At 60.4% G+C, this 26202-nt stretch carries 24 protein-coding genes; 6 read left to right on the forward strand and 18 right to left on the reverse strand.

Annotated elements, in window-relative coordinates; all coding sequences use genetic code 11:
• Positions 1-83: 83 nt before the first annotated feature.
• The 7 genes from CYJ17_RS06830 to CYJ17_RS06860 form a co-directional block, all read right to left on the reverse strand.
• On the reverse strand, positions 84-305 hold the full coding sequence (locus tag CYJ17_RS06830) for a hypothetical protein (protein WP_244899271.1): 222 nt from the start codon (positions 303-305) through the stop codon (positions 84-86).
• Positions 306-347: 42 nt separating this feature from the next.
• On the reverse strand, positions 348-728 hold the full coding sequence (locus CYJ17_RS06835) for a hypothetical protein (RefSeq protein WP_101594739.1): 381 nt from the start codon (positions 726-728) through the stop codon (positions 348-350).
• Positions 729-896: 168 nt separating this feature from the next.
• Positions 897-1805: a ribokinase gene (gene rbsK / locus CYJ17_RS06840; RefSeq protein ID WP_101594736.1), complete on the reverse strand. Its 909-nt coding sequence runs from the start codon at positions 1803-1805 to the stop codon at positions 897-899.
• Complete coding sequence (locus CYJ17_RS06845; protein ID WP_101594733.1) at positions 1805-2902, reverse strand: aldose 1-epimerase family protein; 1098 nt, start codon at positions 2900-2902, stop codon at positions 1805-1807. Before CYJ17_RS06845 ends, rbsK begins: the two co-directional genes overlap by 1 nt.
• Positions 2903-2955: 53 nt before the next feature.
• On the reverse strand, positions 2956-4359 hold the full coding sequence (gene fucP / locus CYJ17_RS06850) for an L-fucose:H+ symporter permease (protein ID WP_244899270.1): 1404 nt from the start codon (positions 4357-4359) through the stop codon (positions 2956-2958).
• A gap of 105 nt (positions 4360-4464) precedes the next feature.
• The gene (gene deoC / locus CYJ17_RS06855; protein WP_101595211.1) at positions 4465-5139 is read right to left on the reverse strand and encodes a deoxyribose-phosphate aldolase; all 675 of its coding nucleotides are present in this window, start codon (positions 5137-5139) and stop codon (positions 4465-4467) included.
• A 362-nt stretch (positions 5140-5501) separates the two neighbouring features.
• Positions 5502-6488, reverse strand: coding sequence for a sugar-binding transcriptional regulator (locus tag CYJ17_RS06860; RefSeq protein WP_180948618.1), 987 nt, complete (start codon positions 6486-6488; stop codon positions 5502-5504).
• A 198-nt stretch (positions 6489-6686) separates the two neighbouring features.
• Here CYJ17_RS06860 and ppc point away from each other — a divergent pair, with 198 nt between their 5' ends.
• A complete protein-coding gene (gene ppc / locus CYJ17_RS06865) occupies positions 6687-9515 on the forward strand; it encodes a phosphoenolpyruvate carboxylase (protein ID WP_101594728.1) in 2829 nt (942 codons plus the stop codon).
• 191 nt (positions 9516-9706) lie between these two features.
• Positions 9707-10300: a TetR/AcrR family transcriptional regulator gene (locus CYJ17_RS06870; protein ID WP_101594725.1), complete on the forward strand. Its 594-nt coding sequence runs from the start codon at positions 9707-9709 to the stop codon at positions 10298-10300.
• Positions 10301-10577: 277 nt separating this feature from the next.
• On the opposite strand, the gene CYJ17_RS06875 is transcribed toward CYJ17_RS06870, so the two are convergent.
• Both CYJ17_RS06875 and CYJ17_RS06880 read right to left on the reverse strand, forming a co-directional pair.
• Positions 10578-11807, reverse strand: coding sequence for a hypothetical protein (locus CYJ17_RS06875; RefSeq protein WP_101594722.1), 1230 nt, complete (start codon positions 11805-11807; stop codon positions 10578-10580).
• Positions 11808-12164: 357 nt separating this feature from the next.
• Positions 12165-12806: an antibiotic biosynthesis monooxygenase family protein gene (locus CYJ17_RS06880; RefSeq protein ID WP_101594719.1), complete on the reverse strand. Its 642-nt coding sequence runs from the start codon at positions 12804-12806 to the stop codon at positions 12165-12167.
• A 117-nt stretch (positions 12807-12923) separates the two neighbouring features.
• Here CYJ17_RS06880 and CYJ17_RS06885 point away from each other — a divergent pair, with 117 nt between their 5' ends.
• From CYJ17_RS06885 to CYJ17_RS06895, 3 genes are read left to right on the forward strand one after another with little or no spacing between them, the layout of a single operon-like run.
• Positions 12924-13661, forward strand: coding sequence for an AzlC family ABC transporter permease (locus CYJ17_RS06885; protein WP_234984502.1), 738 nt, complete (start codon positions 12924-12926; stop codon positions 13659-13661).
• Positions 13661-13981 (forward strand): AzlD domain-containing protein, encoded by a 321-nt coding sequence (locus CYJ17_RS06890; protein ID WP_087070785.1) that lies wholly within the window; start codon positions 13661-13663, stop codon positions 13979-13981. Before CYJ17_RS06885 ends, CYJ17_RS06890 begins: the two co-directional genes overlap by 1 nt.
• Before the next feature lie 58 nt (positions 13982-14039).
• Positions 14040-15335 carry a DUF6688 domain-containing protein gene (locus tag CYJ17_RS06895; RefSeq protein WP_087070784.1) on the forward strand — a complete coding sequence of 432 codons (1296 nt, stop codon included), beginning with the start codon at positions 14040-14042 and terminating at the stop codon, positions 15333-15335.
• 483 nt (positions 15336-15818) lie between these two features.
• Here CYJ17_RS06895 and CYJ17_RS06900 read toward each other — a convergent pair whose 3' ends face one another.
• From CYJ17_RS06900 to CYJ17_RS06915, 4 genes are read right to left on the reverse strand one after another with little or no spacing between them, the layout of a single operon-like run.
• Complete coding sequence (locus CYJ17_RS06900) at positions 15819-16925, reverse strand: sugar kinase (RefSeq protein WP_087070783.1); 1107 nt, start codon at positions 16923-16925, stop codon at positions 15819-15821.
• Positions 16922-17569 carry a bifunctional 4-hydroxy-2-oxoglutarate aldolase/2-dehydro-3-deoxy-phosphogluconate aldolase gene (locus CYJ17_RS06905; protein ID WP_087070782.1) on the reverse strand — a complete coding sequence of 216 codons (648 nt, stop codon included), beginning with the start codon at positions 17567-17569 and terminating at the stop codon, positions 16922-16924. Before CYJ17_RS06905 ends, CYJ17_RS06900 begins: the two co-directional genes overlap by 4 nt.
• Positions 17569-18651 (reverse strand): mannonate dehydratase, encoded by a 1083-nt coding sequence (uxuA, locus tag CYJ17_RS06910; protein WP_016442774.1) that lies wholly within the window; start codon positions 18649-18651, stop codon positions 17569-17571. The genes CYJ17_RS06905 and uxuA overlap by 1 nt, the downstream gene beginning before the upstream one ends.
• Positions 18651-20249, reverse strand: coding sequence for a mannitol dehydrogenase family protein (locus CYJ17_RS06915; RefSeq protein WP_087070781.1), 1599 nt, complete (start codon positions 20247-20249; stop codon positions 18651-18653). The genes uxuA and CYJ17_RS06915 overlap by 1 nt, the downstream gene beginning before the upstream one ends.
• A gap of 411 nt (positions 20250-20660) precedes the next feature.
• Between CYJ17_RS06915 and CYJ17_RS06920 the strand changes: the two genes are divergently transcribed.
• Positions 20661-21461 (forward strand): IclR family transcriptional regulator, encoded by an 801-nt coding sequence (locus tag CYJ17_RS06920; protein WP_087070780.1) that lies wholly within the window; start codon positions 20661-20663, stop codon positions 21459-21461.
• Between the two features lie 103 nt (positions 21462-21564).
• Here CYJ17_RS06920 and der read toward each other — a convergent pair whose 3' ends face one another.
• Genes der through scpB form a run of 5 tightly spaced genes read right to left on the reverse strand, consistent with a single transcriptional unit; the run spans position 21565 to position 26173 of the window.
• A complete protein-coding gene (der, locus tag CYJ17_RS06925; protein ID WP_087070779.1) occupies positions 21565-23037 on the reverse strand; it encodes a ribosome biogenesis GTPase Der in 1473 nt (490 codons plus the stop codon).
• The gene (gene cmk, locus CYJ17_RS06930; RefSeq protein ID WP_087070778.1) at positions 23034-23801 is read right to left on the reverse strand and encodes a (d)CMP kinase; all 768 of its coding nucleotides are present in this window, start codon (positions 23799-23801) and stop codon (positions 23034-23036) included. Before cmk ends, der begins: the two co-directional genes overlap by 4 nt.
• Positions 23794-24897 (reverse strand): prephenate dehydrogenase, encoded by a 1104-nt coding sequence (locus CYJ17_RS06935; RefSeq protein ID WP_087070777.1) that lies wholly within the window; start codon positions 24895-24897, stop codon positions 23794-23796. Before CYJ17_RS06935 ends, cmk begins: the two co-directional genes overlap by 8 nt.
• Positions 24897-25619: a pseudouridine synthase gene (locus CYJ17_RS06940; RefSeq protein WP_016442768.1), complete on the reverse strand. Its 723-nt coding sequence runs from the start codon at positions 25617-25619 to the stop codon at positions 24897-24899. Before CYJ17_RS06940 ends, CYJ17_RS06935 begins: the two co-directional genes overlap by 1 nt.
• Complete coding sequence (scpB, locus tag CYJ17_RS06945) at positions 25616-26173, reverse strand: SMC-Scp complex subunit ScpB (protein ID WP_087070776.1); 558 nt, start codon at positions 26171-26173, stop codon at positions 25616-25618. The genes CYJ17_RS06940 and scpB overlap by 4 nt, the downstream gene beginning before the upstream one ends.
• Between the last annotated feature and the right edge of the window lie 29 nt (positions 26174-26202).

The following is a 26202-nucleotide window of genomic DNA, read 5'->3' on the forward strand; positions in this document are numbered from 1 at the left end:
GATGTCGATAATTTTTTCGGGGAAGTCGCGGTAATCGAGCGAAAGGTATTGGTTGAGGCGTCTGGGGCCATCGTGAACAATACTCACAATCTCAATCGCAACAACGAAGAATTCATCGTATTGAGGATCATCCATTTCAATCCCAAGCTCGCCGGCATTATCACTTTCGAATGCCGCGAAAAAATACCTATATATTCCTCACCATCGGCAAAAACGATGCGATAGTACACATCCGGATGATCCCAGTAGTAGCCCTCAAGAACATCTACTTGGTCTCGTTCCTCTGGATGGATGATGCCGGTCATTCATTGTTCCTCTTGCTCAGTGTGACGGGGACGATGTGGGCCTCAATTTTGGATAGTAGGTATCGTTGCCCGAGTCGGCGAATTTGCCGGATAAACCACGGTGTTGGTCGTGATGTCAATAATCTTCTCCGGAAAATCCCGGTAATCAACCGCGAGGAAATTGCTATACCGGCGCGGGCCGTCGTGGACAATTTCCAAAATCTCGAAATCCATTACAAAGAACTCGTCGTAGAGGGGATCGTCCATTTCGATGTCGAGTTCACCGGCATTATCGCTTTCGAACGAGGTGAAGTAGACCGCCCGGTAACATTCCCCATTAGAAAAGCTGATCTCGTAAAGTGCATCAGGATGCTGGTTGTCATAATCCCATACGTGGTGAAATTGATATTTTTCTTCGGGATGAAAAAGCCAGCCTCGTTCCATTATTTCCCCTCACGGACGGCTCGATACGGTATGCGGCATTGTTCTTATTGGCACTATAGCGCAGCAGCGGCCAGGAAGCTCCCGATAGAGCCCCTGGCCGCCACTTTCTACGCGCCTTTCACCGCGCGGGGATATAACAGGGCGCGGATCCGCATCCCCAGCCGCCGTCTAGCTGTGCAGGAGAGCGAATTCCTCTTTGCTGGCGTAGGAGGTTTGGGTGCCGCGTTTTGTTACCGAATCGGCCGCGTAGCGATTAGCCATCCGCAAGGAATACTCGATATCGCCGGTGGCCACCACATAATGGGAGAAGCACCCGATAAAGGCATCGCCTGCGCCGGTGGTATCCACCGCTTCCACCGGCGTTGCCGGCAGCAGCATATCCACGCCATCGGCCACCCAGAGCACTCCCCTACCGCCGAGCGTCACAATAACGTTGCGCATCCCCGCCTCCAGCAGAGTATGCGCGGCATTGCGAATATCCGGGATAGTTTCCACCGGCATCCCGGTGAGCAGCGATAGCTCACTTTCATTAGGTGTGAAATAGGTGCAGGCCCGCACCCGGGAGAGCAGCAGATCCGGTTGGGCTGGCGCCGGGTTGAGAAGAACATCAATACCGTGTTTCACCCCGAATTCAATCGCGTAATAGACCGTTTCCAGGGGAATCTCCAGCTGTAGAACGATCAGTTTGCACCTGGAAATCTCCGCCGCCGCGGCATCAATATCGGCCGGAGTCAGCAAGGAATTAGCACCCTGCACAATAATGATGGAATTCTGGGAATCCGGATTGACGAAAATAGGAGCCACCCCCGAAGTCGCCGCGGTACGCAGCACATAGGTGGTATCAATCCCGTTGCGTTCGAAATTCGCAACCGTGTTATCGGCAAAGAGGTCATTACCCACCCGAGTCACCATCCGCACCGCCGAACCCAGGCGTGCGGCAGCCACCGCTTGATTGGCTCCCTTCCCACCGCAGCCGAGCGCGAAATCGGGCGCCTCCACGGTTTCGCCATCGCCGGGCATGCGGTTGATATAGGAAATAAGATCGACCATATTCGAGCCGATTACTGCGATATCCATTAGTGTGCCTCTTCTGCTGTATCGTTCTTCGCGCTGCGGAAATGAGAAAGCCCCGTGGCCTGCCCTTCCGGTACCAGGCCAGTATGGACCCGGAAACTTCGAGTTCCGCCAGGTTCCACCCAAATAAGAGTGCCGGCCTCCTTAGCGGCCAGGAAACCTTCGGGCCGGCTGGTTCCCGGAAGAACAAAAGCAGCCACCTGCTGGTCTAAAGTCCAGAGGATCCACCGGGTCGCCACGGGGAATTGCGCCGTCGAAAATTCTGTGAAGAAAGCGTGCCCATCCGGGGCCGCAAGCTCAAAACGCGCGCTCTGCCCGTAGCGGGGCAGATCATCGGCGAAGTACACGATCTCCGGATTGAAGCTCTCCGCACCTTCCAAGGAATCTGCATCGATTGCACCGGCGATAATCCGGTTATTCAACGCAGTCCATTCCGGCGTGGGCGTGACGTGCGCGGGAATGGAGCGGCGCAATTGGAAACTGCCCGCAGGGAGCGACTGGCGCATAATGCCGCCGGGCACGAAGGCATAATTCATATGGCACATGTACTGGAGGGGCATCGGCTGGCAGGGAGAAAGATTCTCCACATCCATACCGATGGTGAAATCGGTGGCCCCGGCACCCAGTGAAACCGTGGGCGTGGCACGGTAATGATCGCCAAATCCACGTGCGTATTCATAGGTGGATGCAAGCCGAATAGCGCCGTCGTTCCCACAACCATCGATCTCAATCCAAGCGCGATCCATCGTGGCGCAAGAAAACTCCCCGTGCAGCACGTGAGTATCGTCCGGGCTCGGGCAACCGGCCGCGAGCAAGCCGGAATGGAAAGCGAAACAGCCGTAGGTATCCGAAATCTCGCGGGCGGGGCGCGGCTGGCTGAACATATTTTTCATGCGCAGCGAGATACCGTCGAATTGGGCGTCCCAGATGATGCCGCCCATAAACGGAAGAACCTCGATATATCCGCGGGAATTATGTACGGTGAGCGCAGCAACGCCCGAAGGATAGCGCTTCGCAATCACCCGAAACTCTGGGGATTCGGCCAGGCGGCGCGGTGCCTCGGTGAACTGATCCTCACGCAGATTAATAGTGAACGTCATAATGATCTCCTTTGTTCATAACAGTGACGTCTCAAAAACACGATGGTGCGCGGTCAGGCCGCAGCGCCCGCGCGATCTTTACGATAAATAGAGAAGAAGTAGATGAGCACCGCCACGAAGCAGCACAGCGACACGATGAAGGAAGTTTGCATCGATCCGGTCTTATCCGAGACTAACCCTTGAATAACGGGGATCACCGCGCCACCGATAATGGACATAACAATAACGGCGCCACCGGTTTCCGTATGGCGCTTATCCTCGATGGCGTCGAGGGTACGCGAATAAATAGTGGCCCAGCACGGCCCGAACAGCCCGGAGGTCACGATGGCGGCGTAGACCGCCGTCATATTCGGCACCAGCACCACGTAGCTGAGGGCCGCCACCCCGGCCAGGGAATACAGCACGAGCACCAGGTTTTCGTTCAGCTTCGTCATGAGAATATTCGCGATGAATTTCCCGGTAAAGAACGCCGCGAAAGCCCACACCATGTAGTTACTGGCGGTGCGTTCATTAATGGAAGTATCGAGGGTGAGGGCGAGGCGAATCGTGAAAGACCACACCGCCGTCTGCATACCCACGTAGAGGAATTGGGTGAGAATCCCGGTGCCGAAACGCTTATTGTGAAGAAGATAGCGTAGCGTTTCGCCGATGGACGCCCGGGACTGGTGGTGCGCGGCGTTGAGCGGTTTACACGACGGCAATTGCGTGAGTGCCACCAGAATAAGTACGACGGCGAGCACCAGGATAATGAACCTATATGGCTGCAAAGTGCGCTGGAGCATTTCCTGCGCAAATTGAGTTTTCTCCAGGCCGCTCAAGTTATCAAGCTGCTTATGTAGCGCCTCCCCTTCCGTGAAAATCAGGTATTTACCGAGCAGAATTCCGAAAATGGAGCCCAGTGGGTAGAACGTTTGGGAAATATTGAGGCGCAGGGTGGAGGTGCGCCGCGGGCCAATCATGGTGGAGTAGGTATTGCAGGAGGTCTCCAGGAAGGAAAGCCCGGTAGCAATAGCGAAGAGCGCCGCCAGGAAAACGGAATAGGTTGCCATATGGGAGGCCGGGAAGAACATGGTGCAGCCGATGATATAGCAGCTCAGGCCCACTAAGATCCCGGTTTTATACGACCACTTCCGTATCACCCGCGAGGCCGGGATGGCCAGCAGGAAATACCCGCCGTAAAAAGCCGATTGCACGAAGGCGGAAGCGAAATCCGAGAGCTCGAAAATTGATTTGAATTGGGTAATGAGCACGTCATTGAGGGAGGCGGCGGCTCCCCACAGGGGGAAACAAATAGAAATAAGAATGTATTGGAGCAGCGGGGTGCGGTTGAGATAACCGTCGCGCAGCTGGAGGGAGGGATCTTTAATGAGGCCGAAGGTGGTATTGGGAACTCCGGATTCTTCTTGCGGCGTTATTGCGGGCCGCACCTGGGCTTCATTGCCCGATTGTTGTGACATGAGTAGTCCTTCTTTTTGTCAATATCCGCCCGCGGGTGGTGGGCCGCGGCGTCGCTGCCACCCCACCTCCCGGGAGGAAATATTCGGTTGTTGTTGTGTTTGCGCTTAGCGCTGTAATTCAGCGAGGATCTGGACTCCCGCGGAAGCGCCGATGCGAGTGGCACCGGCTTCCACCATCGCTCGGAAATCAGCGGCGCTGCGAATCCCGCCCGCGGCTTTCACGCCCATCTGCTCCCCCACTGTTGCGCGCATAAGGGCGACGGCGTGTTCCGTTGCCCCGCCGGAGGAAAAGCCGGTCGAAGTTTTCACGAAATCCGCGCCGGCTCGCTGGGCGGCCTGGCAGGCCCGCACGATCTCATCGTCGCCCAGCAGGCAGATCTCAATAATGACCTTGACTAGCGCGGCCGGCTTCGCTGCCCCCACCACCGCGGCAATATCAGCTTCCACGTCTTCCCAGCGGCCATCGCGCGCGGCCCCAAGATCGATAACCATATCGACTTCGGTAGCGCCGTGCTTGATGGCGTCCCGGGTTTCGAAGGCTTTGGTTGCCGAGGTACTGGCTCCCAAAGGGAAGCCAATAACCGTACATACTTTGACACCGCTACCGGAAAGCAGCTTCGCGCAGGTCTCCACCCACACCGGATTGACGCATACCGAGGCGGTTCCCAGGGTGCGAGCCTGGGCGCACAGTTCTTCAATCTCGGCGCGGCGGGCATCGGCACGCAAAAGAGTGTGGTCGATGAGCTGTGCGGGACGTGAATAATGATCGAGAGCGGGCATCATGACTCCTTTGTATGTTTCCCACCGTGACTCACGCTGATAGCCGGAAACTCCATAACCGTAGTCTCCCCTACCAGCCTCACGCTACTAATACGACACCGTTTTACGGTGTTCACGAGTGAATCTAGGTGAGAGCGCCGCCGAGTGCCACGCGCTGCCCCTTCACCGCCCCACGCACCGGAAGCGTCCATAAGCGCGCCAGCTCGCGGAAAAGTCGCCGCTGCGCGAATGCGCCGCGCGCAGATTGCCACCGATGTTCGCGAAAGGAACATATGTTCCGCGGGCGCGGGGAGCGCGTTAACCGCCTGCCCCGCGCGCCTTAAATGCCCGCCCCGCATGCCTGAAACCTCAGCCCCGCGCACCTAGCTCATCATCGTCAAAGCCCGCGCGGTTCCCACATCGGTAACCAGGCGCGACACATAACCATTAGCCAGCGCCGCATAAATAGCCTGGAGTTTATCCGGCCCGCCCGCCACCAGGATTTTTTGTTCCTTCTCGCGCAATTCGGGCAGGCTAATCCCGGTGGAACGATTATTGAGATCCGGAAGGCATACCCGGCCCTGCGCGGTAATGAAATGGGTGCAGATATCACCAACCGACGTGGTGAGCAGCCGCGTCATATCCGCATCCTCCAGGCGGAAGCCCGCCAAATAAGCCAGATTCGAGCGGGCATCCCCCACCGTATAGAGAACCACCCGGGTGCTGGCCCGCTGGGTGCGGGTCGCCCGCAAACGCGCCTTGATATCCGGATCTTCACGTTGCTGGGCGCTAAGAAACGCCGGGAGCTGGAAATACACGGCCTGCCCACCGCAGGAGGCGGCGATGCGCTCCATCACCATCGTTTCATCAATGGTGCGCACGCACGCCCCAATACAGCACGTCAGCTGAATAATCGCCACGCCTTTGCGCGGGATACGGGGCATATGGCGGGAGACCGCTTCGGTGGTGCGCGAGAGGCAGATGCCGATAGCGTCGCCGTCGCGAATCTGTTCACTGAGCACTTGCGCACCCACGCGCCCGAGGGCTTCGCGCATATCCTCCGGCGCGGAACTGGGCGGGCTGACCAGGCGCACATCCAATAAATTGAAACGCTCGCTCAACCGCGCGCACAGGAACGCGTCATCTTCGCGCGGGTCGTTCACGGTAAAGCGAACAAAGCCGCGTTTGCGGGCGTGGCTGAGCAACTTGGAGATCGTGGAACGGGCCAGGTGCATGCGCTGGGCTACCTCGTCCTGGCTGAGTCCGGAGTAATACAGTTTTGCGGCGTCGAGCGCATCAATATCCCGCGCAGAAAGCCCATCCCGCGTCACAACACCAGAGTCCACCAGCACCACCTCGTCGTACCTCATCATCGCAAGTGTAAGCGAGCCTCCGCGCGCACGTAACAACGCAGGTGCTGCGGCGTCGTTCCACCCGGGACCTGTGATTACACCCGAGCGCGGGCTTAGCGTTAGGATGGAAAGCGGCATCGGCATCAGCACGCGCCACAGCTGTGCACCGACCGATACCGCAACGGTGAGATCCCCAAGGAGAGGCGAGTAGATCTAGTGAGCCACGACCAAGATATTCAGCTCCACGACTCCGTTGACCGCACCACGGCCCGCTCCCCCGAAGATTTCGATGCGCCGCTGCGCGCGGTTGTGCGGCGCCTGAGCACGATGCTCGGTCAGGAAATTGCCCAGCAGCACGGGGAAGAAACCCTCGATCTCATTGAGAAAGTCCGGGCGGCGGCGCGCGATCTCGATTCGGAAACGGCCGCCTCAGAAGTGCAGCGTTCCCTGGATAATATGTCTACGGATACCGCCATTATTCTCACGCGTGCTTTTGCGGAATACTTCCTGCTCGCCAACGCGGCGGAACAAACGTTCCGTATCAAGGTTATTGGCGATAAGGATCCGGCTGAATCCTGGGTTCCGCGTGCGATTTCCCGTATTTATGACGCGGTCGGGCTGGAGGGCCTGCAAAAAACCGTCGATTCGCTGGATATTCGCCTCGTTTTTACCGCTCACCCCACCGAAGCGCAGCGGCGCGCCGTGCTCACCAAGCTGCGCCGCGTCTCCGAAATTGTGGAAACGGAAACCGAAGAAGGCAGCGAGGAACGCGCCCGCCAGGATCGCGAACTCGCCTCGGTGATGGAAAGCATCTGGCTCACCGACGAATTGCGCCGCGTGCAGCCCACTCCCCTGGATGAGGCCCGCAACGTCATGTGGTACCTGCGCAGCCTCTACACGGATACCCTTCCCGATGTCATCACAGATTTCCGCGACGAACTGGAACGTTACGGCGCCCACCTGCCCGAAGACGCAGTCCCGATCCGTTTCGGTTCCTGGATCGGTGGGGATCGCGACGGCAACCCGTACGTCACCGCAGATGTCACGGCCGATGTGTTGCGGCTCCAGTCCAGCACCGCTATCGATATTGCCGTGTGGTTCGTCAACCGCGCGATGCTCAGCTTGTCGATTTCCTCGCGTCTTTCGGGCGACGACGCCGCACTGCTGGCCTCCCTGGAAGAGGACTTCCGCTTCCCCGACCTCGTGGATGAAGATTCGCGAGCCCTTTACGCGGAGGAACCCTACCGGCTCAAGCTGGGTGCCATTCGCTCGAAACTCAATAACACGAAGGCCCGCATCACCACGGGTGCGGAGCATATTCCCGGCCATGACTACGCCACCGGAACGGAAATTCAAGAAGAATTCCAGTTGCTGCGCGATGCGCTGCGCCGCCACGGCGCGGAACGGGTGGCCGATGGGCTGCTCGCCACCGCCCAGCAGATTATTCACGGGATGGGCCTGGGGCTGGTCATTTTGGATGTGCGCGAGCACTCCGAGAAACATTTTGAGCTGCTCAGAGAATTATTCAATCGCTTCGGGGGGTTGGAGGCGGATTACGCCACGCTGAGCCGCGAAGAACGCACCGCGCTGCTGGGGCGGGAACTGGCCTCCGCGCGCCCGCTGGCACCCGCGTTGATCAACACCGATGATTCGCCGCTGACGGAGAGTTCGCAAAAGACGTTCGAGGTCTTCCGGGCGATTCGCCAGGCCCATAAGATTTACGGGACCGATGCCATTACCACGTATCTGGTTTCCATGACCCACGGCCCTGACGACATCCTCTCCGTGGCGCTGCTGGCCCGCGAAGCCGGGATTATTGATCTGGAAAGCGCGGAGAAGCGTGCCGATCTGGGATTTGCTCCGCTGCTGGAAGAAGTGCCGGAGCTGCGCCGGGCCGGGGAGATCCTCGATACCCTGCTCTCCGATCCTTCCTATCGGGAAATTGTGCGGCTGCGGGGTAACCGCCAGGAAGTAATGCTCGGCTACTCGGATTCCAATAAGGATGCGGGTGTGGTGACTTCCCAGTGGGAGATCCACCAGGCGCAGCGCCAGTTGCGCGACGTCGCCGCTCGGCACGGCGTGACCCTGCGTCTTTTCCACGGCCGCGGCGGTTCGGTGGGGCGCGGGGGCGGGCCCACTTACGATGCGATTTTGTCTCAGCCGTACGGCGTTCTGGACGGCGAAATTAAGTTCACCGAACAGGGCGAGGTTATTTCCGATAAGTACACGCTGCCGGCCCTGGCTCGGGAGAACCTCTCCCTCACCCTGGCCGCGGTTATGGAAGCTTCCGCCCTGCATCGCGAACCGCGTAATAGCAATGTGTCGCTCAGCCGGTATGACGAAGTCATGGACTTCCTCAGCGGGGCGGCCTACCAGCGCTATCGCGTGCTTGCCGATGATCCGGATCTGCCCGAATATTTCGTGACTTCCACCCCGGTGGAATTGCTGGGCGATCTCAATATCGGTTCGCGCCCCTCTAAGCGCACCACCTCCGAGAAGGGTTTGGATGGCCTGCGGGCTATTCCCTGGGTGTTCGGCTGGACTCAATCCCGCCAGATTGTGCCCGGCTGGTTCGGTGCCGGTTCCGGGCTGCGGGCCGCGCGCGAAGCCGGGTACGGGGAGGACCTCAAGAAGATGGTGCGCAGCTGGCAGTTCTTCCGCACCACAATGTCTAATATTGAAATGACCCTGGCGAAAACTGATATGGATATTGCCGGGCATTATGTGCGCACCCTGGTGCCCGAACGGCTCCACCATATCTACGCGGAGATTCGCGAAGAATACGAGCTGACGGTGCGCGAGCTTGAGGCACTGCTGGCCGAGGATGATCTTCTGGATACCCAGCCGGTTCTCCAGCGCACCTTGCGTATTCGTGACCAATATCTCAAACCGATTCATTACCTCCAGGTGGCGCTGCTGGCGCGGGTGCGCGCGAATGCGGCCGCTGTTGATGGGCTTTCCGGCAAGGAACAATCGGCCGATGAGCAGCGTGCCCTGCTCACCACGATTAACGGCATTTCCGCTGGAATGAAGAATACGGGATAAACGTTATGAGAACCGTATAAAGCGTGCGGCGATCTCACCGCGCGGATGAGGCTCGGAACCGGCAAAGGCGCCGGTGCTGAGCCTCATTTTTACTTTCTGTGGCTTTTATTAAGAAAAAACCTGTGTTTCGGGCGACATCGGACTTATTTTTACACTAAACTGAAACCGTGGAACGAACATATAGAAGAAGAGTGGGTAGGAAGCAACGCTTCAACGCTGACGATGTTATTCGGGCAGCGAAGGAGGTTGGCGTCTTTACCTTCACTATGAGTGATATTGCAGGCAAGATCGGCGTCGCGACCCCCGCGGTGTACCGCCTTTACGATGGCCGTCAGGACATCGTTGAGGCAGTCATTCGGCGCGCTGCCGATGAAACACCAATTGTGCACGCGGGCACAGATTGGCACGATGCCATTGAGCAGGCAGATGCGAATCTGCGGCGCACCCTGGATGATTACAACGGGCTAGGCGAGGTGCTCCTATGCAACCCGAAGCTGACGGTGCATTTCGCACGCCAGCTCCAGGGGCTCTCCCGCGCGCTCGAAGATGGCGGTTTCTCGCATCAGAAGTCGGTGGCTTTCGCTTATGTGGCAATCGGTCAGACCATTCTCCGCCATATTATGGAAAAGGCTTTCCGTTACATGAATCCGGATCGTCTGAACGTCATGGAGAAAACCGGGCCCGATCTGATCCCCTTCCTTGAGAAGGCGGCGGAGGATCCCGAGGGCGCGCTGGACGGATACGAAGCAGTGCTGCTTCGATATCTGGAAGACCGGGAGCGCTAGGCGCGGCTTTTTGCGCGGTGGCGCGATGCCGGAACGACGACGCAGCTACCGCGCACCAACCCAATCTGTACACGGGCGGGTACCGAGAAAGCGGTACCCGCCCCTTAGTTTGCTTTCATCAGGAAACTCAGCTAATTTTCCGTAAAATAATGGGCCGGGCCACGTACCTGAATTTCGGTACCTGACCCGGCCCCATGCTTAGCTCTCTTCGGCCGTTAGCCGGCTCTATCGCCGTGCAGCGGCCTCAAGCATGCTGCTGGCTATATGCTCCGCACGCCTACTTCCTGCGTGTAGCATCCGCATCGCGGCGCACCGCACCGGCATCATTGCGGCCAACCACCGCGCGCGAGCCCCATACACCCGCAAAAGCGGTGAGAATCGCGGAGAGCAACAGACCCACGAAAGCCCAGATAGCAACGGTGGAACCGGTATCGGTGACGTCCTGAGCAACCTCGCGGCCTTCCGCAACTAGATCCTTGGCCTGAGCCTGCACATCTTGGAGGGTCTTTTCCGCGTTATTAAGAGCTTGCTCAGCCTTGACCTGCGCCTGGTTGTACGCTTCCACCGCATTGTCCACGGCCTTACGAGCTTCATCCTCATTCAGGTCCGTATTGGCGGCCACGGACTTCGCTACCGCATCACGGTCAATATCCTTCGTCACGGAATCAACCCGCTTCTGGAGCGAATCTCCCAGATCGGAAAGGATCGTTTCGTAATTTTCCGGATTGACCACCAGGTCCTTGGCCGCAGCACTGATATCATCCGTGGCGCCGTCCACCTGGCCGCGCAGGTAATCAGGCTGGAGTGTTTCCTCGCCGGTATCGGCAAGGATCTTCTCCGTTTGGGCTTCCACACTATCCCACTGAACGTCGAGGTTGTCGGAAATAGCGCTGGCCGCCTCCGAAACGGCGTTCCCGGAGGCCTGCGCCACCCCGCCTACCGCGCTACCCGCGGCGTTACCCACCGAGCCAATGGCCGAACCAACCGCGCCCAGCGCGGCGGAAATACCCAGCCACACCGCAACGGTGGCCACAATAATCGTGGTGGCCCAGGTGGTCAGGCCGTGCAGCAGCCCGCCTTTGACGGCCAGCGCGCCCGTCACGTAACCGCCCAAACCTAGGGCGATCACAATGGAGCACACCGCCCACAGCCCCATGCCGAAGCCGAAACCTTCGCCGGGATTGCTGGAGGCCGGATCAAAAGTGCCCAGGCCAATCGCCGCACCGAGGAAGCTAAAGACCACCAGGGTGGCGATAGCAACGGCAACACCGGCGAAAACGGAGCCCCAGGACATATTGGTAGCCCGGCCCGGGGTGTCAGCGCCTAGGAAAGTGGAGCGCCACCCTGGCTTCGCATCCTCGGCCGAGTACTGCCCGGCCGAAGCCACCCGGGCATCTACCGGACGTGCGGTAACTCGTTCGCGATCCGCGCGGGTATGCGCCGTCGTTGCTTCAGGGTAATCGCGCTCGGGAGTTGCCCCTCCGGGCGTAGTTGTGTGTTCTGTCATGAGTTGATCCTTAAAACTTGGCGGAAAGCGCCATGGGTGCCGGCCTGGTGGTGTCAGCCGTGGTGGCAGAGCCGTCGAAGGCGCAGCACAGCACTCTCTAGGCACCACACTAGCCACACCGCCCTTAAGTGATCAAAGCGACAGGGCACATAATGTCATTCACTTCTCAATCAGAATAACTTATAATCTTTGTCTTTATTTCTCCCCACATATCGGCTAACGTTCCACAACCAAGCCGCGAGATCGGCGCGATTCCGCAACGGATTCGTGACGAACGGATTTGCAAGGATGGCTCGCGTTTCCGTAGCCTCACCCCACCCCTCACCTCACGCCGCACCTCAGCCCAGCATCCTGCACCTACCGCTTAACACTCTGCTGCACCACCGCGTACCCGTGCAGGGTCACATCCAGGCCCCGGTTCTTGGGCTGATCCGCGGTGTTATGCGGAGCGCGTTCCCGAGCCGCGGCCCAGGCATCGTAAGAATCCTGCGCATCCCAGCCGGTCACCACGTAATAGTCCTCCACCCCGTTCACCGGGCGCCACAGCTCGAAGAAGGAGAATCCGGGCGCCGCATCCACGGCCGCCTTGCGCGCCGCGAAACGCTGCTCAATAACCTTCTCCATTCCGGGGAGGAAAGATAGGGCCACAATAGAAACAAAGCCCGCCTGCGGGGTCTGCCCGTGCTCGACTTCGGGAAGATTGACCACCTCAAATTCGAGCAGCTGCGCACCCAAGTGTGCATTATCGGGTGCCTGGCGAGCAGCGTCCATTTTGCGCGGATGCGCGGCCGGATCGGTACGCCACGCGGTGAAATCCTCTTCGGATTCCCATTCGGTGACTACCAGGTAGCGCTCCCCTTCGTTCAGCGGGCGCAGCAACCGGAAGGACAGGAAACCGGGCCGCTGATCCACGGCCCCTTCGCGCGCCGCAAAACGCGCTTCGAAGTGCTCGCCAGCACCTTCCGGAACAGAAATCGCATTGATTTTCACGACGGTCATGGAGGCTCCTTCACCTAGAACAATGGGACGTGCACCATAGTAACTCTCTTGGTGCCCGATGCTCCGCATGGTGGAAACTTCACCCTCCGCTCCCCCGCCGGTGCCACAATAGGGCGCATGCCTTCCCACGTATCAGATGTCCGCTTCGGAGCACAGATGGCCGCGGGCGCCGGCCTGGGGATGATCCCCCTGGGCATGGCCTTCGGACTTCTTGTTATCCAGTACGGCCAACCGTGGTGGCTCGCTCCCGCGCTATCCTTCTTTATTTATTCCGGTTCGGCCGAGCTGCTCGCCGTCGCCCTTATTAGCGCACACGCACCGGTCCTCACGATTCTCCTCACCATCTTTTTCGTGAACGTACGTCACGTTTTTTACGCGTTTTCGTACCCCATCGCGCAGCTCACCCACCCGCTCGCCCGCATGTATTGCGTCTACTCCCTCACCGACGAAACCTACGCCATCACCACCTCACATCCCGGCGTCTGGAATCAACGCCGGCTGGTCTCCCTCCAAGCAGTACTCCAAGCGTGCTGGGTTGGCGGCGGGCTCCTGGGAGTGGCGATTGGTGGGTTCCTTCCCGGCCAGATTCGCGGCGTCAATTTCGCGCTCGTCGCCCTTTTTATCGTGCTCGCCCTGGACGCGTTCCACGCGCGCCGCGATATTCCCGGCGTGCTCGGCGCGGGCCTCGCGTTTGTGCTGGCACAGCTATGTGCGCCGAGCGCCCTGCTGCCCGTCGCGATGAGTCTTTTCGCGCTGTTCTTAGTGGTGCGTTTCGTGGTGCGCACTCGTTTTAAGAAGAACGACGACGCCGCACGTTCCCCACGTGGCGCATCAGGTGAGGAAGGTGAGCTGTAATGACCGGCTATCTCCTTGCTGTGCTGCTGGGTTCTCTGGCTCTCATGCTGTGCCTGCGCGGGGTGCCGTTCCTTATTTTGCATCCACTGCGCCGCTCGCGCCTGGTGCGAGCATTATCGGCCTGGCTCCCGGTGGGGGTGCTGGTCATTTTGGCGCTGGCAATGGTCCGCAACGAAGTGCTTCCGGTGTCTGCTGAATCTGTGCTGCGCGTGGGCGTGGCCAGCGCGGTCACGATCCTGGCCCACGAGCTTTCCGGGCGCCGCATGCTCGTTTCCCTGGCCGCCGGCACCCTTACCTACATCGGCCTGCTCGCGATCTAGAATCTGGTGTGACGCTTGCGCCACCGGAGGCGAGCGACAACTGGTGAGGAGGATCCACATGCCAGAGGCGCGCAAACGAAGTTTCGTGATCCGGCACCCCTACCTCACGCAGATTTTTCTTGCCTATGTGATTGTCTACGCCTGGTTCATTTTACGTGTTATCCACGCTGTGTTCACCAGTTCACGATATTCATCTAGCCCAGAGGAATTCATTTTTTCATTGATCGTCCTCGCTATTTTCCCCTGGGTCACCACCTACCCGATTATCCTCACGTGTTACCAGGTGATCGCGCTGATCATCGCAATACGGGGGAAGCCGCTGCCGGTTATGGAGGCAGCGCATGATGTTTGGACAATCTTCTTAGCGCTTAGTTTCCATCTGGCCCTCATCTCTATGAGATACAGCGTGGTCTTTTATGCCGACTGGTCGGTGCAGCTCGTCAACGACCAGACGCATACGCCTATCCGCACGGGTTTTCAGCCATTTCTACTGGTGCTGTGCATTGTCTGCTCGGCAGCTTTCCTCTACGTGCGGCTCAAGCCGCTCAGCGAGATTCCACCGCTTCTCACGGTTCTCTGCTTTTCGTGCATCTATCTTGGCAACGCCATTGTTATCGCGTGGACTATTCAGACATTCCGGCCTGGCGGTCCGGAGAATCTCATCCTGTTGTTGCCGGTCACGGCGGTGCTGCTGATCTCCGCAAAAACGATCATCATGAAAATCCACGAATTTCATTCCCAAGCGCACCAAGCACCACAAGCGGTTCAGGCGGCCGGATCGGGAGTGCTCGCCTACCTGGAAAAGATTCTTTCCCGAGCTCGAAACTGGCCGCTCCTCGCCCTGCTTGGCCTGGTACCCGTGCTGGGAATCTTCCTCCTTATTCTGGTGCTTTTCGGCCAAGAACCAAACGCCGCCATCAAAGCCTTCACGGAAACAAGCGATTGGACCCTTTCGCAGCGAATCTCCCCTCCCAATACCTACTACGACGAGCACTATTTATGCACCGTGGCAGCCGGCGGTCACCCGGCGATAGTCAAACCGATCCGGGATGGCGTACGCGGCGGGCATCGCATCACCGTGAACCGCCAGCTCCTCATCGCGAATGCATTTGAACAGGTCCTGGAAGAAAAGGCCCCGAAAGCGCATCGGGCAATCCGCAGTGTCTATAACCGTTATGGCTTCCCACTCTCGCGACTCGTCCGCAGCCGCTTGGCGGCGGACGCTGTATGGATCGCCATGAAACCCCTGGAATGGCTATTCCTGGCAGTGATTTACCTTGTTGACGCCCGCCCGGAGGACCGCATCGCAATCCAATACACCGGCCGCCGCCGCGAGGACTTCACTGCCGGGTAATTTCGGACGCAAGTTAAGACCAAGTTAAGACTGAACTAATAGCGCAAGGGCTCACGACGTTCAATAGTCTCGCCAGCCCCTGGGGAGGGCCTATCTGTTTTCAGAGCTGTACTGTGCTTGTCGTACACGCGAAGTACATCTCGGAAAAACATACCTTCCTCGCCGGCACAGCGGGGCGGCGAGGCAAAGTGTGAGTCCGGGACATCGCCTCCCACAGGATGTGCGTAAGAGACACAAAACCGCCCCGAAACGGTACTCTCCCGCACACTTCGTTTCCGGGCGCGGTTCACGGCAGTTCTGGGGCCGGATCACTTCGTTTCCGGGCACGGTTCATGCGACTCCGCGAATGCAGTGGGGGAGCAGATCCGGATGTCCGGATCTGCTCCCCCACTAGTTGCGCTGTGCGCGGTGGGCGCCCTGCGCTAGCTCACCCGAAGGCAAGCCGCGCGGTGGGCGCGTGGCGCACGCTGCGGTTATGCGGCTTTAGCGCTTGACGCGTGCCGAGCCGCCGCGGGCCAGGTTCTCCACCTCGGCGCGGGTGGCCATGGTGGTGTCCCCCGGCGTGGTCATGGCGAGGGCGCCGTGGGCGGCCCCGAGTTCCACTGCCTTCTGGACATCACCGTATTCCATGAGCCCGAAGATGAGGCCGGAGGCGAAGGAGTCGCCGCCGCCCACGCGGTCGAAGATCTCCAAGCCATCACGCTGGGTAGCCTGCACGAAGCCCTGATCGCGCTTCCATGCCACCGCACCCCAGTCATTGATGGTTGCCGAACGCACCTGGCGCATCGTGGTACCGATGGCCTTGAAGTTCGGGAAGGTTTCCGCCGCCTTCTCAATCATCTTGTGGAAGGATTCCACCTGGAGGTTATCGAGGTTCTCATTTGCACCTTCGATTTCCAGGCCGAGGCAGGCGGTGAAGTCCTCTTCGTTACCGATCATGACGTCCACGAAGGGCGCCAGGGACTTATTCACTTCCTGCGCGCGGGCCTTGCCACCGTGCAGATTCCACAGCGAAGGACGGTAGTTGAGGTCATAGGATACGACGGTGCCGTATTCCTTGGCCTTCTTAATAACCGCCAGCGCCGTTTCCGAAGCCTGCTCGGAGAGGGCCGCGTAAATCCCGCCGGTGTGCAGCCAGCGCACCCCGAGCTCACCAAAGAGGTAATCGAGATCGATATCCTCCGGGGTGAGCTGCGAAATCGCGGTGTGGGCCCGGTCGGAACACCCGACAGCCCCGCGCATCCCGAAACCGCGTTCGGTGAAATTGAGGCCGTTACGAGCCGACTGGCCGATGCCGTCGTCGTCGACCCAATGAATGAAACGGGTATCCAGGCCGCCGGTGAGGATCAGATCCTCGAGCAGCAGCCCCACTTCATTACGCACCAGAGAGGTGAGGATCGCGCCGCGCTTCTGGAAGGCGCGTCGCAGGCCGCGGGCCACGTTGTACTCCCCGCCGCCTTCGGAGGCGGCGAACTGCCGGGTGGTGCGGATACGGCCGGCACCCGGATCCAGGCGAAGCATCACTTCACCCAGGGAGACAATATCGTAGGTGGTTTCCTCGGCGGATTTAATCGTCAGGGCGTCGCTCACTTGCGAATCTCCTTAGCTAGATCGGATGCTTCTTGGGACAGGCGGGTGATCTCCGCGAAGTTCCCGGAGGAAATCAGATCGCGCTTGATCATCCACGAACCCGAAACGGACAGGATAGCCGGATCGGAAAGCCATTCGGCCATATTCGCGAGCTTCACTCCGCCGGACGGCACGAAGTAGGTATTCGGGAAGGGACCGCGCAAGGCCTTGACCATGGGCAGCCCGCCCGCTTCCCCACCGGGGAAGAACTTCACCGCGGTAGCACCGTACTCCAAAGCCATCATGATTTCCGTGGCGGTCTGCACGCCCGGAAGGTAGGGAATCTGGCGTTCGGCGGCCACATCGGCCACGCCGGCGCTCCAGCCCGGGGAAACGAAGAACTTCGCACCTAGGTCCGCGGCGGTTTCCGCCTGGGCCCGGGTAAGAACCGTTCCAGCACCCACTGTCATGCCCTCAACATCCCGCATGGCCTTAATGGCTTCCCCGCCGGCAGCGGTACGGAAGGTTACTTCGGCGCAGTGGATACCGCCGGCCACCAGGGCGCGGGCGGCCTCGGGCGCCTGCGCGGCGTCGTCGATCACCACAACGGGAACAATGGGGTGGGTTTCCAGGAACGGACGAACGTCTGGAAGTTGCTGAGACACTACTTTGCCGCCTTCTTCATCTTGTCGATGCCGTCCCACAGCCCGAGGAGGTACTGGGTGCCCAGTGCCCGGTCATACAGCGGGTAGCCGGGGCGGCCTTCTTCGCCCCAAATCATGCGGCCGTGATCGGGACGCACGTAAATATCGGGGCAGGTATCGTAAATGGCTTCCACCGCGGCCTGCATATCGAGGTCGCCGTCCGCGGACCAGTGGGCCGCTTCCTTGAAGGTCTTCTCCCCCAGGTACTTGACATTACGCAGGTGGGAAGCGGCAATACGGCCGCGTTCGCCCACGTAGCGCAGGATCTCCGCCACGTTATTGGAGGGGTTGGAGCCAAGCGAGCCAATGCACACGCACAGGGAGTGCATCGGGGAATCATTGAGGGCCAGGATTTCCTTGATGTCATCCAGGCTCTTGTAGGCGCGCGGAATACCGAAGAGATCCCAAGCCGGATCGTCCGGATGGCAGGCCATCTTAATTCCGACCTTTTCACAGGTGGGGATAATGCCGTCCAGGAAGTACTTCCAGTTTTCGCGCAGCTTCTCCACCGTCATGTTCTGGTAGAGTGCCATGACTTCATCCAGCTTGGCCAGGCGTTCGGGTTCCCAACCGGGCAGGGTGAGGCCGCCGGATTCTTCGGCCGTCTTATTGACGATATCCTGCGGGGTCATGCCTTCGATTTCGGAGTGATCGTAGTACAGGCAGGTGGAGCCGTCCTCATTCACGTGGGCGAGTTCGGTACGCAGCCAGTCGAAAACGGGCATGAAGTTATACACAACTACCTTGACGCCGAATTCCGCGAGGTTTTCCAGCGTGGTGCAGTAGTTCTTGATGTATTCGTCACGGCTGGGAAGGCCGAGCTTGATGTCCTCGTGGACGTTCACGGATTCGATGATCTCGCATTCGAGTCCGGCTTCGTGAACCTGATCGATGAGGACCTTGATTTCGTCCTTTTCCCAGTTCTCCCCGGCCGCCTTGTAGGACAGGGTGCCCATAATTCCGGACACGCCCGGAATCTGCTTGATGTACTGCAGCGGAATGGGGTCGTGACCTTCGCCGTACCAGCGGAATGTCATTTTCATTAGTTGATCTCCTCGTGAATAGTGGCACGCACAGCGCCGGGACCGGCAATGAGCTTCGTGAACAGGGCTTCGACCTTCTCCGCCAGCGGAGTGGTATACAGGTCGAGGCCGAAAATATTGGCATTGGACAGGATGGGCTTGAGCGCGGCGTGAGCATCAACGCTCTCACCGAGCTTAATTCCCTTGAGGTGCCCCTGGAGTTCTTCCAGCAGCGGATCGGAAGACGGCGTGAATTCTTCGCCGTCGTCCGCGATACCGAGCAGGTACCGTGCCCACACCGCGAAAACGAGCGGGATCACGCGCAGCTTGTCCATATCCAGACCGCGGCGCTGGTATTCCTGCAGCGTGACTCCGAAACGGATCGGAATCTTCTGCGAGGTATCCATAGCGATACGGGCCGGATTGTCCGGCAGCGCGCTATTGGGGAAACGTTCCTCGAGAACTTCGCGCACGAAGTCCTTCGGATCGATAATCCCCGGATCGGTTACTACCGGCATCGCTTCATCATAGGCGAGGATATTGACCATCTTCGCCAAATCGGGATCGCGCATTTCCGAATCAATGGTCGGGAAGCGCATCACCGTACCGGACACTGCCAGTGCGGTGTGGAGCGGGTTGAGGCAGGTGGTGACCTTCATCCGCTCGAACTTATCGCAGGTTTCGCGATCGGTGATGTACACGCCGTAATCCTCGAAAGGCGGGCGTTCGGCCGCGAACTTATCTTCGATAATGAGGTATTCGGTGGGTTCGGCATTGACGAAGCCGGCAATCGGGGTGCGGCCCAGGTGGTCAATACCCATATCGGTGAAGCCGAGCCCGGTGAGGTACTCCGATACTTCTTCCGAGGGGCGCGGGGTGATCTTATCGATCACGGAAATCGGGAAGGCAACCTTGGTGTCATCACTGGCCCAGTCCAGGAATTCCTGGCTGAGCGCACCGCGCTCCACCCAACCGCGGGCGATCTGCAGCACCGAATCGCGCAGCTTATCGCCGTTGTGGGAGAAGTTATCGGCGGAGATGAAGTTAATGGGTGCCCCGCCCGCCTGGTAGCGATGCGCGAGCAGCCCGGCCAGCAGCGCCATGGTGTTCTCATGGTTGGCGAAGGGATCCGAGGCGATATCCGCGCGGGTAGCTTCGGAAAGCTCACCCTGGGAATCCTGAATCACATAGCCCTTTTCGGTAATGGTGAGGGTAACCGTGGTCATCTCCGGGTTGGTGAAGATGGAGACGAGCCGATCAAAATCGCCCTCGCGGCGAGTTGCCAGGCCATCGGCCAGGCCGGCAATAACGCGGGTATCGCGCTTATCACCGGAAAGAATAACGCCCAGGGTCAACAGGTCAAAAGCTTCGAGCTGCTTTTCCATTTCAGCCGGGTTCATCGGCACCACGCCGGTGATCGGCCAGTACTTGCCGTCCGCCAGCATGTCATCCGCGATGCGCGCCAGGAAGATCCGGAAAATATTACCTGGGCCGATATGCACCCAGCGCGGGTTGGTGCGAACGCGCTCCTGAGTTGCGGCCACATCAAAAGCCGGAACTTGAATACCGGCTGCTTCGTAATCACTCGCTTGGGAGAGCGAGCTGAGATTGAGTTTCATATACATCACCTTTGATAGTTGGATCGGGACGGCTCCACGTGCGATCCACCGGCGGCCGCCCCGCAGGAGCGCCGGCGTGCGCCGTGTTCCTGCCGTGAGGTCACCCGGTGAGTGAACACCGCTCCCGATGCCACCACCCAGTATTCCTTTATACGACGACGAACCGGCCGGGCACCCCCGCACCCGAATGTTTCCTTACGTGAAACGCCCGTTCGTACGTATGAAATGATTGTACCTCATTTTCGCGCCCGGCGGCACCCGGGAGCGGGGTGTGAAGTATTCGGATTCCGGGCCTTTTCTTATTCAACACTGACCGCCCCACGCCCCCGTTTTTATGTTTCACATATTGAAATCGCGCGGTATAATTTTCCCGGCCTGCAGTTATACCCTCGTAGAGTAAAGGAGCTTGAGGTGTCCGGTACTTCCCCTGAGGAGCGCGCTCCGCTCTCCTCCATCGATCGCGCGTTGCTCGTGGTGGAGTTTTTAGCACGCCGCGGACCGGAAGGTGCCCCGCTCTCCGATATTGCAGCCGCGGTGGATTCCAATAAGGCCACGGTCCACCACACGCTGCGCTCACTGCGCTACCGGGATTGGGTGGACCAGGACGCCGATACCGGCTACTACTTCCTCGGGGACGGGGTGGACCCGATCATTCGCTACACCACCCGCACCCAATTCGTAGTGGACCAACTCCACCCCGCCCTCGTGGCCATTTGCCACCGCTATAACGAACTCGTGCACCTGGGCAAACTCTCCGGCCAGGTGGTCACCTACCTCGATAAAGTGGAGCCAGATCGCCCCATCCGGGTGGTGTCCTTTATCGGGCGTAATGCCCCGGCGGTCACCACCGCGCTCGGGCGCGCTTTGCTGGGCGCCAATAACGTAACCGGTGCGGAAATTGACTGGTACCTGAGTGTTCCCACCGATAATCCCCCCACCCGCGCCACCATCGAGGAGTGCATCGAGCACGTGCACCGCCACGGCTGGGGTATGGAAGTGGAAGAAAACGAAGCGGGTATCGCCTGCGTAGCGGTCCCGGTGGATCTGAAAAACGGCGAGCGGGTGGCCGTGTCCGTCACCGCACCCGCCGAACGTCTGGGAGCGGCAACCCGCGAAGCGGTGGCCTACGGTATTGCCGAAGAAATCAACGCTATTTCCGGTACCACCGGCGTGAGTGTTCCGGAGGTGCTGCTGCCCCGTTCCGTGCGCTAAGCGAACCGCGGGTAGCGGCGCCCGGTGGCGGGCTTCCTGCATGGTTCCTACCACCGATACAAGTACGACGACGCAGGTTAGCTGCGCCGTCGTACCACTTCCGCTACTTCTTACGCCGTTCGCGTACCCGAACCGAAATCTGGAGCGGGGAACCTTCGAAACCGAAGGTGGCGCGCAAGCGATTTTCCAAGAAACGCCGGTAGCCTGCCTCGATGAAGCCGGTGGCGAAAAGCACGAAACGCGGCGGGCGCGTCGAAGCCTGGGTGCCGTAGAGGATGCGCGGCTGCTTACCCCCGCGCACCGGATGCGGGTGCGCGGCCGCCAATTCGCTGAGGAAAGCATTGAGTTTCCCGGTGGGAATACGCTGATCCCAGGAGCGCAGCGCCGTGGTCATGGCATTGGAGAGTCGATTGGTATGCCAGCCGGTTTTTGCCGAGAGATTGACGCGTGCCGCCCACTGGATCTGCACCAGTTCGCGCTCGAATTCGCGGTCAAGTTCGAAACGGCGTTCTTCATCAACTTCGTCCCATTTATTGCAGACGATCACGAGGGCGCGCCCGGCATCAATAACCTGCTGGATCACCCGAATATCCTGTTCGGTGAGCGGCTCTGAGGCGTCGATAAGGGCGAGGGCCAGTTCCGCTTCCGCCAGCGCGCGCTGGGTGCGCAGATTCGCGTAATAATCCGCCCCGCGAGTCTGGTGCACCCGCCGGCGAATCCCCGCGGTATCCACAAAAGTCCACGGGGTGCCATCCAGCTCGATAACTTCATCAACCGGGTCGCGGGTGGTTCCGGCAATATCGCTGACCACCGCGCGGGTTTCCCCGGCCAGCTGGTTGAGCAGGGAGGACTTGCCCACATTCGGGCGCCCCACAATAGCGACCCGGCGCGGCCCGCGCCGCTTGGGGCGGGCCGGCACCTCGCGTTCTTCCGGAAGCGCACGGATCACCACGTCCAGAAGATCACCCGAGCCGCGCCCGTGCAGAGCCGAAACCGGGTAGGGCTCCCCCAGCCCCAAAGACCACAGGTAGGCGGCATCCGGTTCCTGCTGCGGGGAATCCACCTTATTGGCCGCCACGATCACGGGTTTGCGCGAGCGGCGCAGCACCCGCACCAGGGCTTCATCGGTATCCGTCATCCCGACAGTGGCATCCACCACGAAAATAACGGCATCGGCCTGCTCGATAGCAATTTCGGCCTGCAGGGCCACATCACGATCCAGGCCCGCCACATCGCGTTCCCAACCGCCGGTATCCATGAGGAGGAAGCGGCGATCCGCCCATTCGGCCTCGTAGGAGACCCGGTCGCGGGTTACGCCAGGGACGTCCTGCACCACGGCTACCCGCTTGCCAACAATACGATTCACCAGGGAGGATTTGCCAACATTCGGCCGCCCGATAACCGCCACCACGGGCAGCGCGCGGGCAGCGGCTTCCGCATCCTCAGGTTCTTCCCCAGCCAGGAGTGCCAGATCGGCCTCGTCCAGATCGTAGGCTTCCAGACCGGCGCGGAGCACGCGTTCAGCGTCGTCCGGGGTGGTCCCTTCCGCGCTCATATCGCGGTATTCCTCAGTCATTCCTGTTCCTTTCCGGAGCCCTGTGCCAGCGTGCGCACCGCGGCCACCACGTCCGCAATACTCATCTGAGAAGAATCAATTGTAACGACTCCTTCGCGATCTTCCAGGAAAGAAGCGACCGTGGAGTCCTGAGCATCGCGCTCGGTTACTTCCGCGCGGGTGGCGGCCAGGGCATCGGGTGCCGCGCTGCCGCGCACTTCCCGGGCCCGCCTGGCTAAACGTGTTTCTTCCGATGCGGTGAGGAGAATTTTTGTGGGAGCTTCCGGGGCGACGACGCTGGTAATATCGCGCCCCTCCACCACGATGCGCGGGTGCGCCGCGATAATGGCCCGCTGCCGGGCAATGAGTTCAGCGCGCACCTCAAGATTGACGGCTACCTGGGAAACCACCCGGGAGAGCTCCGGGGCGCGGATAGCGGCGGTAATATCCTCCCCTTCGCAGCTAATTTTTTGATTATCCGGATCGAGGGGCATGTCAAGTTTCATGGCCCGCACCACCGCGGTTACGGCCGCTTGGTCGGTGAGTTCCACGCCGGCATGCTGGGCGGCCCAGGCCGCGGCCCGGTACATGGCTCCGGTATCGAGGTAGCTGAGTCCGAGCTCGCGGGCAACCTGGCGGGAGACGGTGGATTTGCCCGAACCGGAAGGCCCGTCAATGGCAATGGGATAGCCCGCCGTTTCGAGGCACGGGGTGTCCATGGCTTCGGCGTGCGGGGTAGCGGCTGCCTCGGGGCCTTGCGTGCCCGCCGTGTTCATCTCACTCATGCTCTCCTCCTTCAATAAAAGCCTGCCACTGGCGCGCGGCCAGCGCCGCGCTGAGATCCCGGGCCGCGGCCGGCGCTACCGAGAGCCGTGCCCGCCCCACTTTTTGGGCCACGGAATGCTCGAGCGAAAAATCTTCAATATTCACGCCGATCTCCCCCACTTCGGTGAAGAGGCGGCCCAATTCGCCCGGGCGGTCGGGAACCAGAACGGTGACCTCGGTATAGCGCTGGGGTGCTCCCCCGTGTTTGCCGGGAATGCGCGCCACCCCGCGCCCACCTTCGGCCATCACCGCGGCAACGGCCCGCGCCAGCCCGGGTGCCTGCGCCGTACCCGCGGCCGCTTCGAGGGCACTCGCCAAGCTCGCGGTACGCTCGGCAACATCGCGAAGCACGGGAGCAACCGCCGCGCAATTGCAGGCAATAATCGCGGTCCACAATTGCGGATCCGAATGCGCCAGCCGCGTCATATCGCGTAATCCCTGGCCGGCAAGGCTCAGCTCGGTAGCTGCGGCGTCGTTCAACGTACCCGCCAGCAGGGACGACACCAGCTGCGGGACATGACTAACGAGGGCGACAGCGCGGTCGTGCGCGCTGGCCTCCACGAGGATCGGCATGGCGCCGCAATCCAAGGCGAGGCTGCGCAAACGCGCAATATCTTCCTCGCGGGTTTCCGGACGCGGGCAGATGACCCACGGGCGGCCCTCAAAAAGATCGGCGTCCGCGGCAATCGCCCCGGAACGTTCCCGGCCGGCCATCGGATGGCACCCGAGGTAGCGCTCCCGCGCCGGATGCGCGGCGAGGCGCTCCGCCACCACCGCCTTGACGGATGCCACATCGGTCACGAGCGCGGTGGGGAAACGATCCAGGGCTGCGCTCACCACCTGCGCCGTGACGTCCGGAGGCACCGCAACCACCACGAGGCTCGGCTCCCAGGCGCTTTCCGGGGGTTCCTCCCCCGCACCCAGATCGCGGGCCAGGGCCGCGGCCAGCGGGGAGGAATCCTCCAGGTACACCGGAATATCGCGCAGCCGCAGGCGCAGCCCGAGGGACGCGCCCAGCAGCCCCGAGCCAATAACAAGGACCGGACCTGCGTGCATCACATCCCTACCGAATGCATGAGGGCCGAGAGCTCGCTACCCGCGATCACCCTGCTTTTACCCGGGCGTAGCCGCCCGGCGTCGATAGTGGCGAAGCGGGTGCGCACCAGTTCCATAACCGGGTGCCCCACTTCCTCCATAATCCGGCGCACAATGCGATTGCGGCCCGAATGCAAGGTGAGTTCCACAATGGAATTGCGCGGCTGGGATTCCCGCAGCACGAATTTATCCACCCGAATGGGGCCGTCCTCCAGGGTGATGCCCTTTTCCAGCACCCGCGCGAGGCCCCGGGTGACCTGGCCTTCCACCCGCGCCACGTAGGTTTTCGGCACCTCGTAGGAAGGGTGGGTGAGCCGGTGGGTGAGTTCGCCGTCGTTCGACAGCAAAATCAAGCCTTCGGTATCTTCGTCCAGGCGCCCCACGTGGTAGAGGCGCTGCTCGTATTTCTCCACGTACTGGGCGAGGCTCGGGCGGCCCATATCATCATCCATCGTGGACACAACCCCCGGCGGCTTGTAGAGCGCCACCGTGAGCAGATCAGGTTTGACGGCGATGGGCATTCCGTCCACGTGGATGGTGTCACGTTCGGCATCCGCCCGCGTTCCCATTTCGGTTACGACGGCGCCATTGACGGCCACCCGCCCCTCGGCAATGAGCGCTTCGCAGGCGCGCCGCGAGCCCACCCCCGCGTGGGCCAGGATCTTTTGCAAGCGTTCTCTCATCTTATTTCTCTTTCCACATCGTCAAGTTCGGTTGCGTCGGGCAAGTAGGGCGCCAGGGGCGGCAGCTCATCCAGGGAATTCATCCCCATGGCTTCGAGGAAATACGGGGTGGTCGCATACAGCACCGCACCGGTGGACGGCGTGGTGCCCGCTTCTGCAATAAGACCGCGGGTGGCGAGGGTACGCACAACTCCATCAACATTCACGCCGCGAATCGCCGCGATCTGGGCGCGGGTCACCGGTTGCCGGTAGGCGATCACCGCCAGCGTTTCCAAAGCCGGCGTGGATAGTTTACCCGATTGCCCGCGGGTCACGTGGGCCAGCACAATATCGGATACCAGCGGATTTGTGTAGAAACGCCAGCCTCCACCCGCTTCGCGCAATTCGAATCCGCGCGGGCGGCCGCTGCGGTACTCCCGGGCCAGGTTCTCCAGCTCGGTGCGGGTGTCCGCTTCGCTCAAGCCCACCGCTTCGGCAAGAGTGGCGAGGGGAACCGGGGTGGCCGCCACGAAAAGCACCGCCTCGAGGGCGGTGGCGGGGCAAAGATCGGCCACGAATTCTCCTTGTAATGTTGCGGACCAGG

It is taken from the genome of Actinotignum timonense, assembly GCF_002860685.3.
Taxonomy (GTDB): domain Bacteria; phylum Actinomycetota; class Actinomycetes; order Actinomycetales; family Actinomycetaceae; genus Actinotignum; species Actinotignum timonense.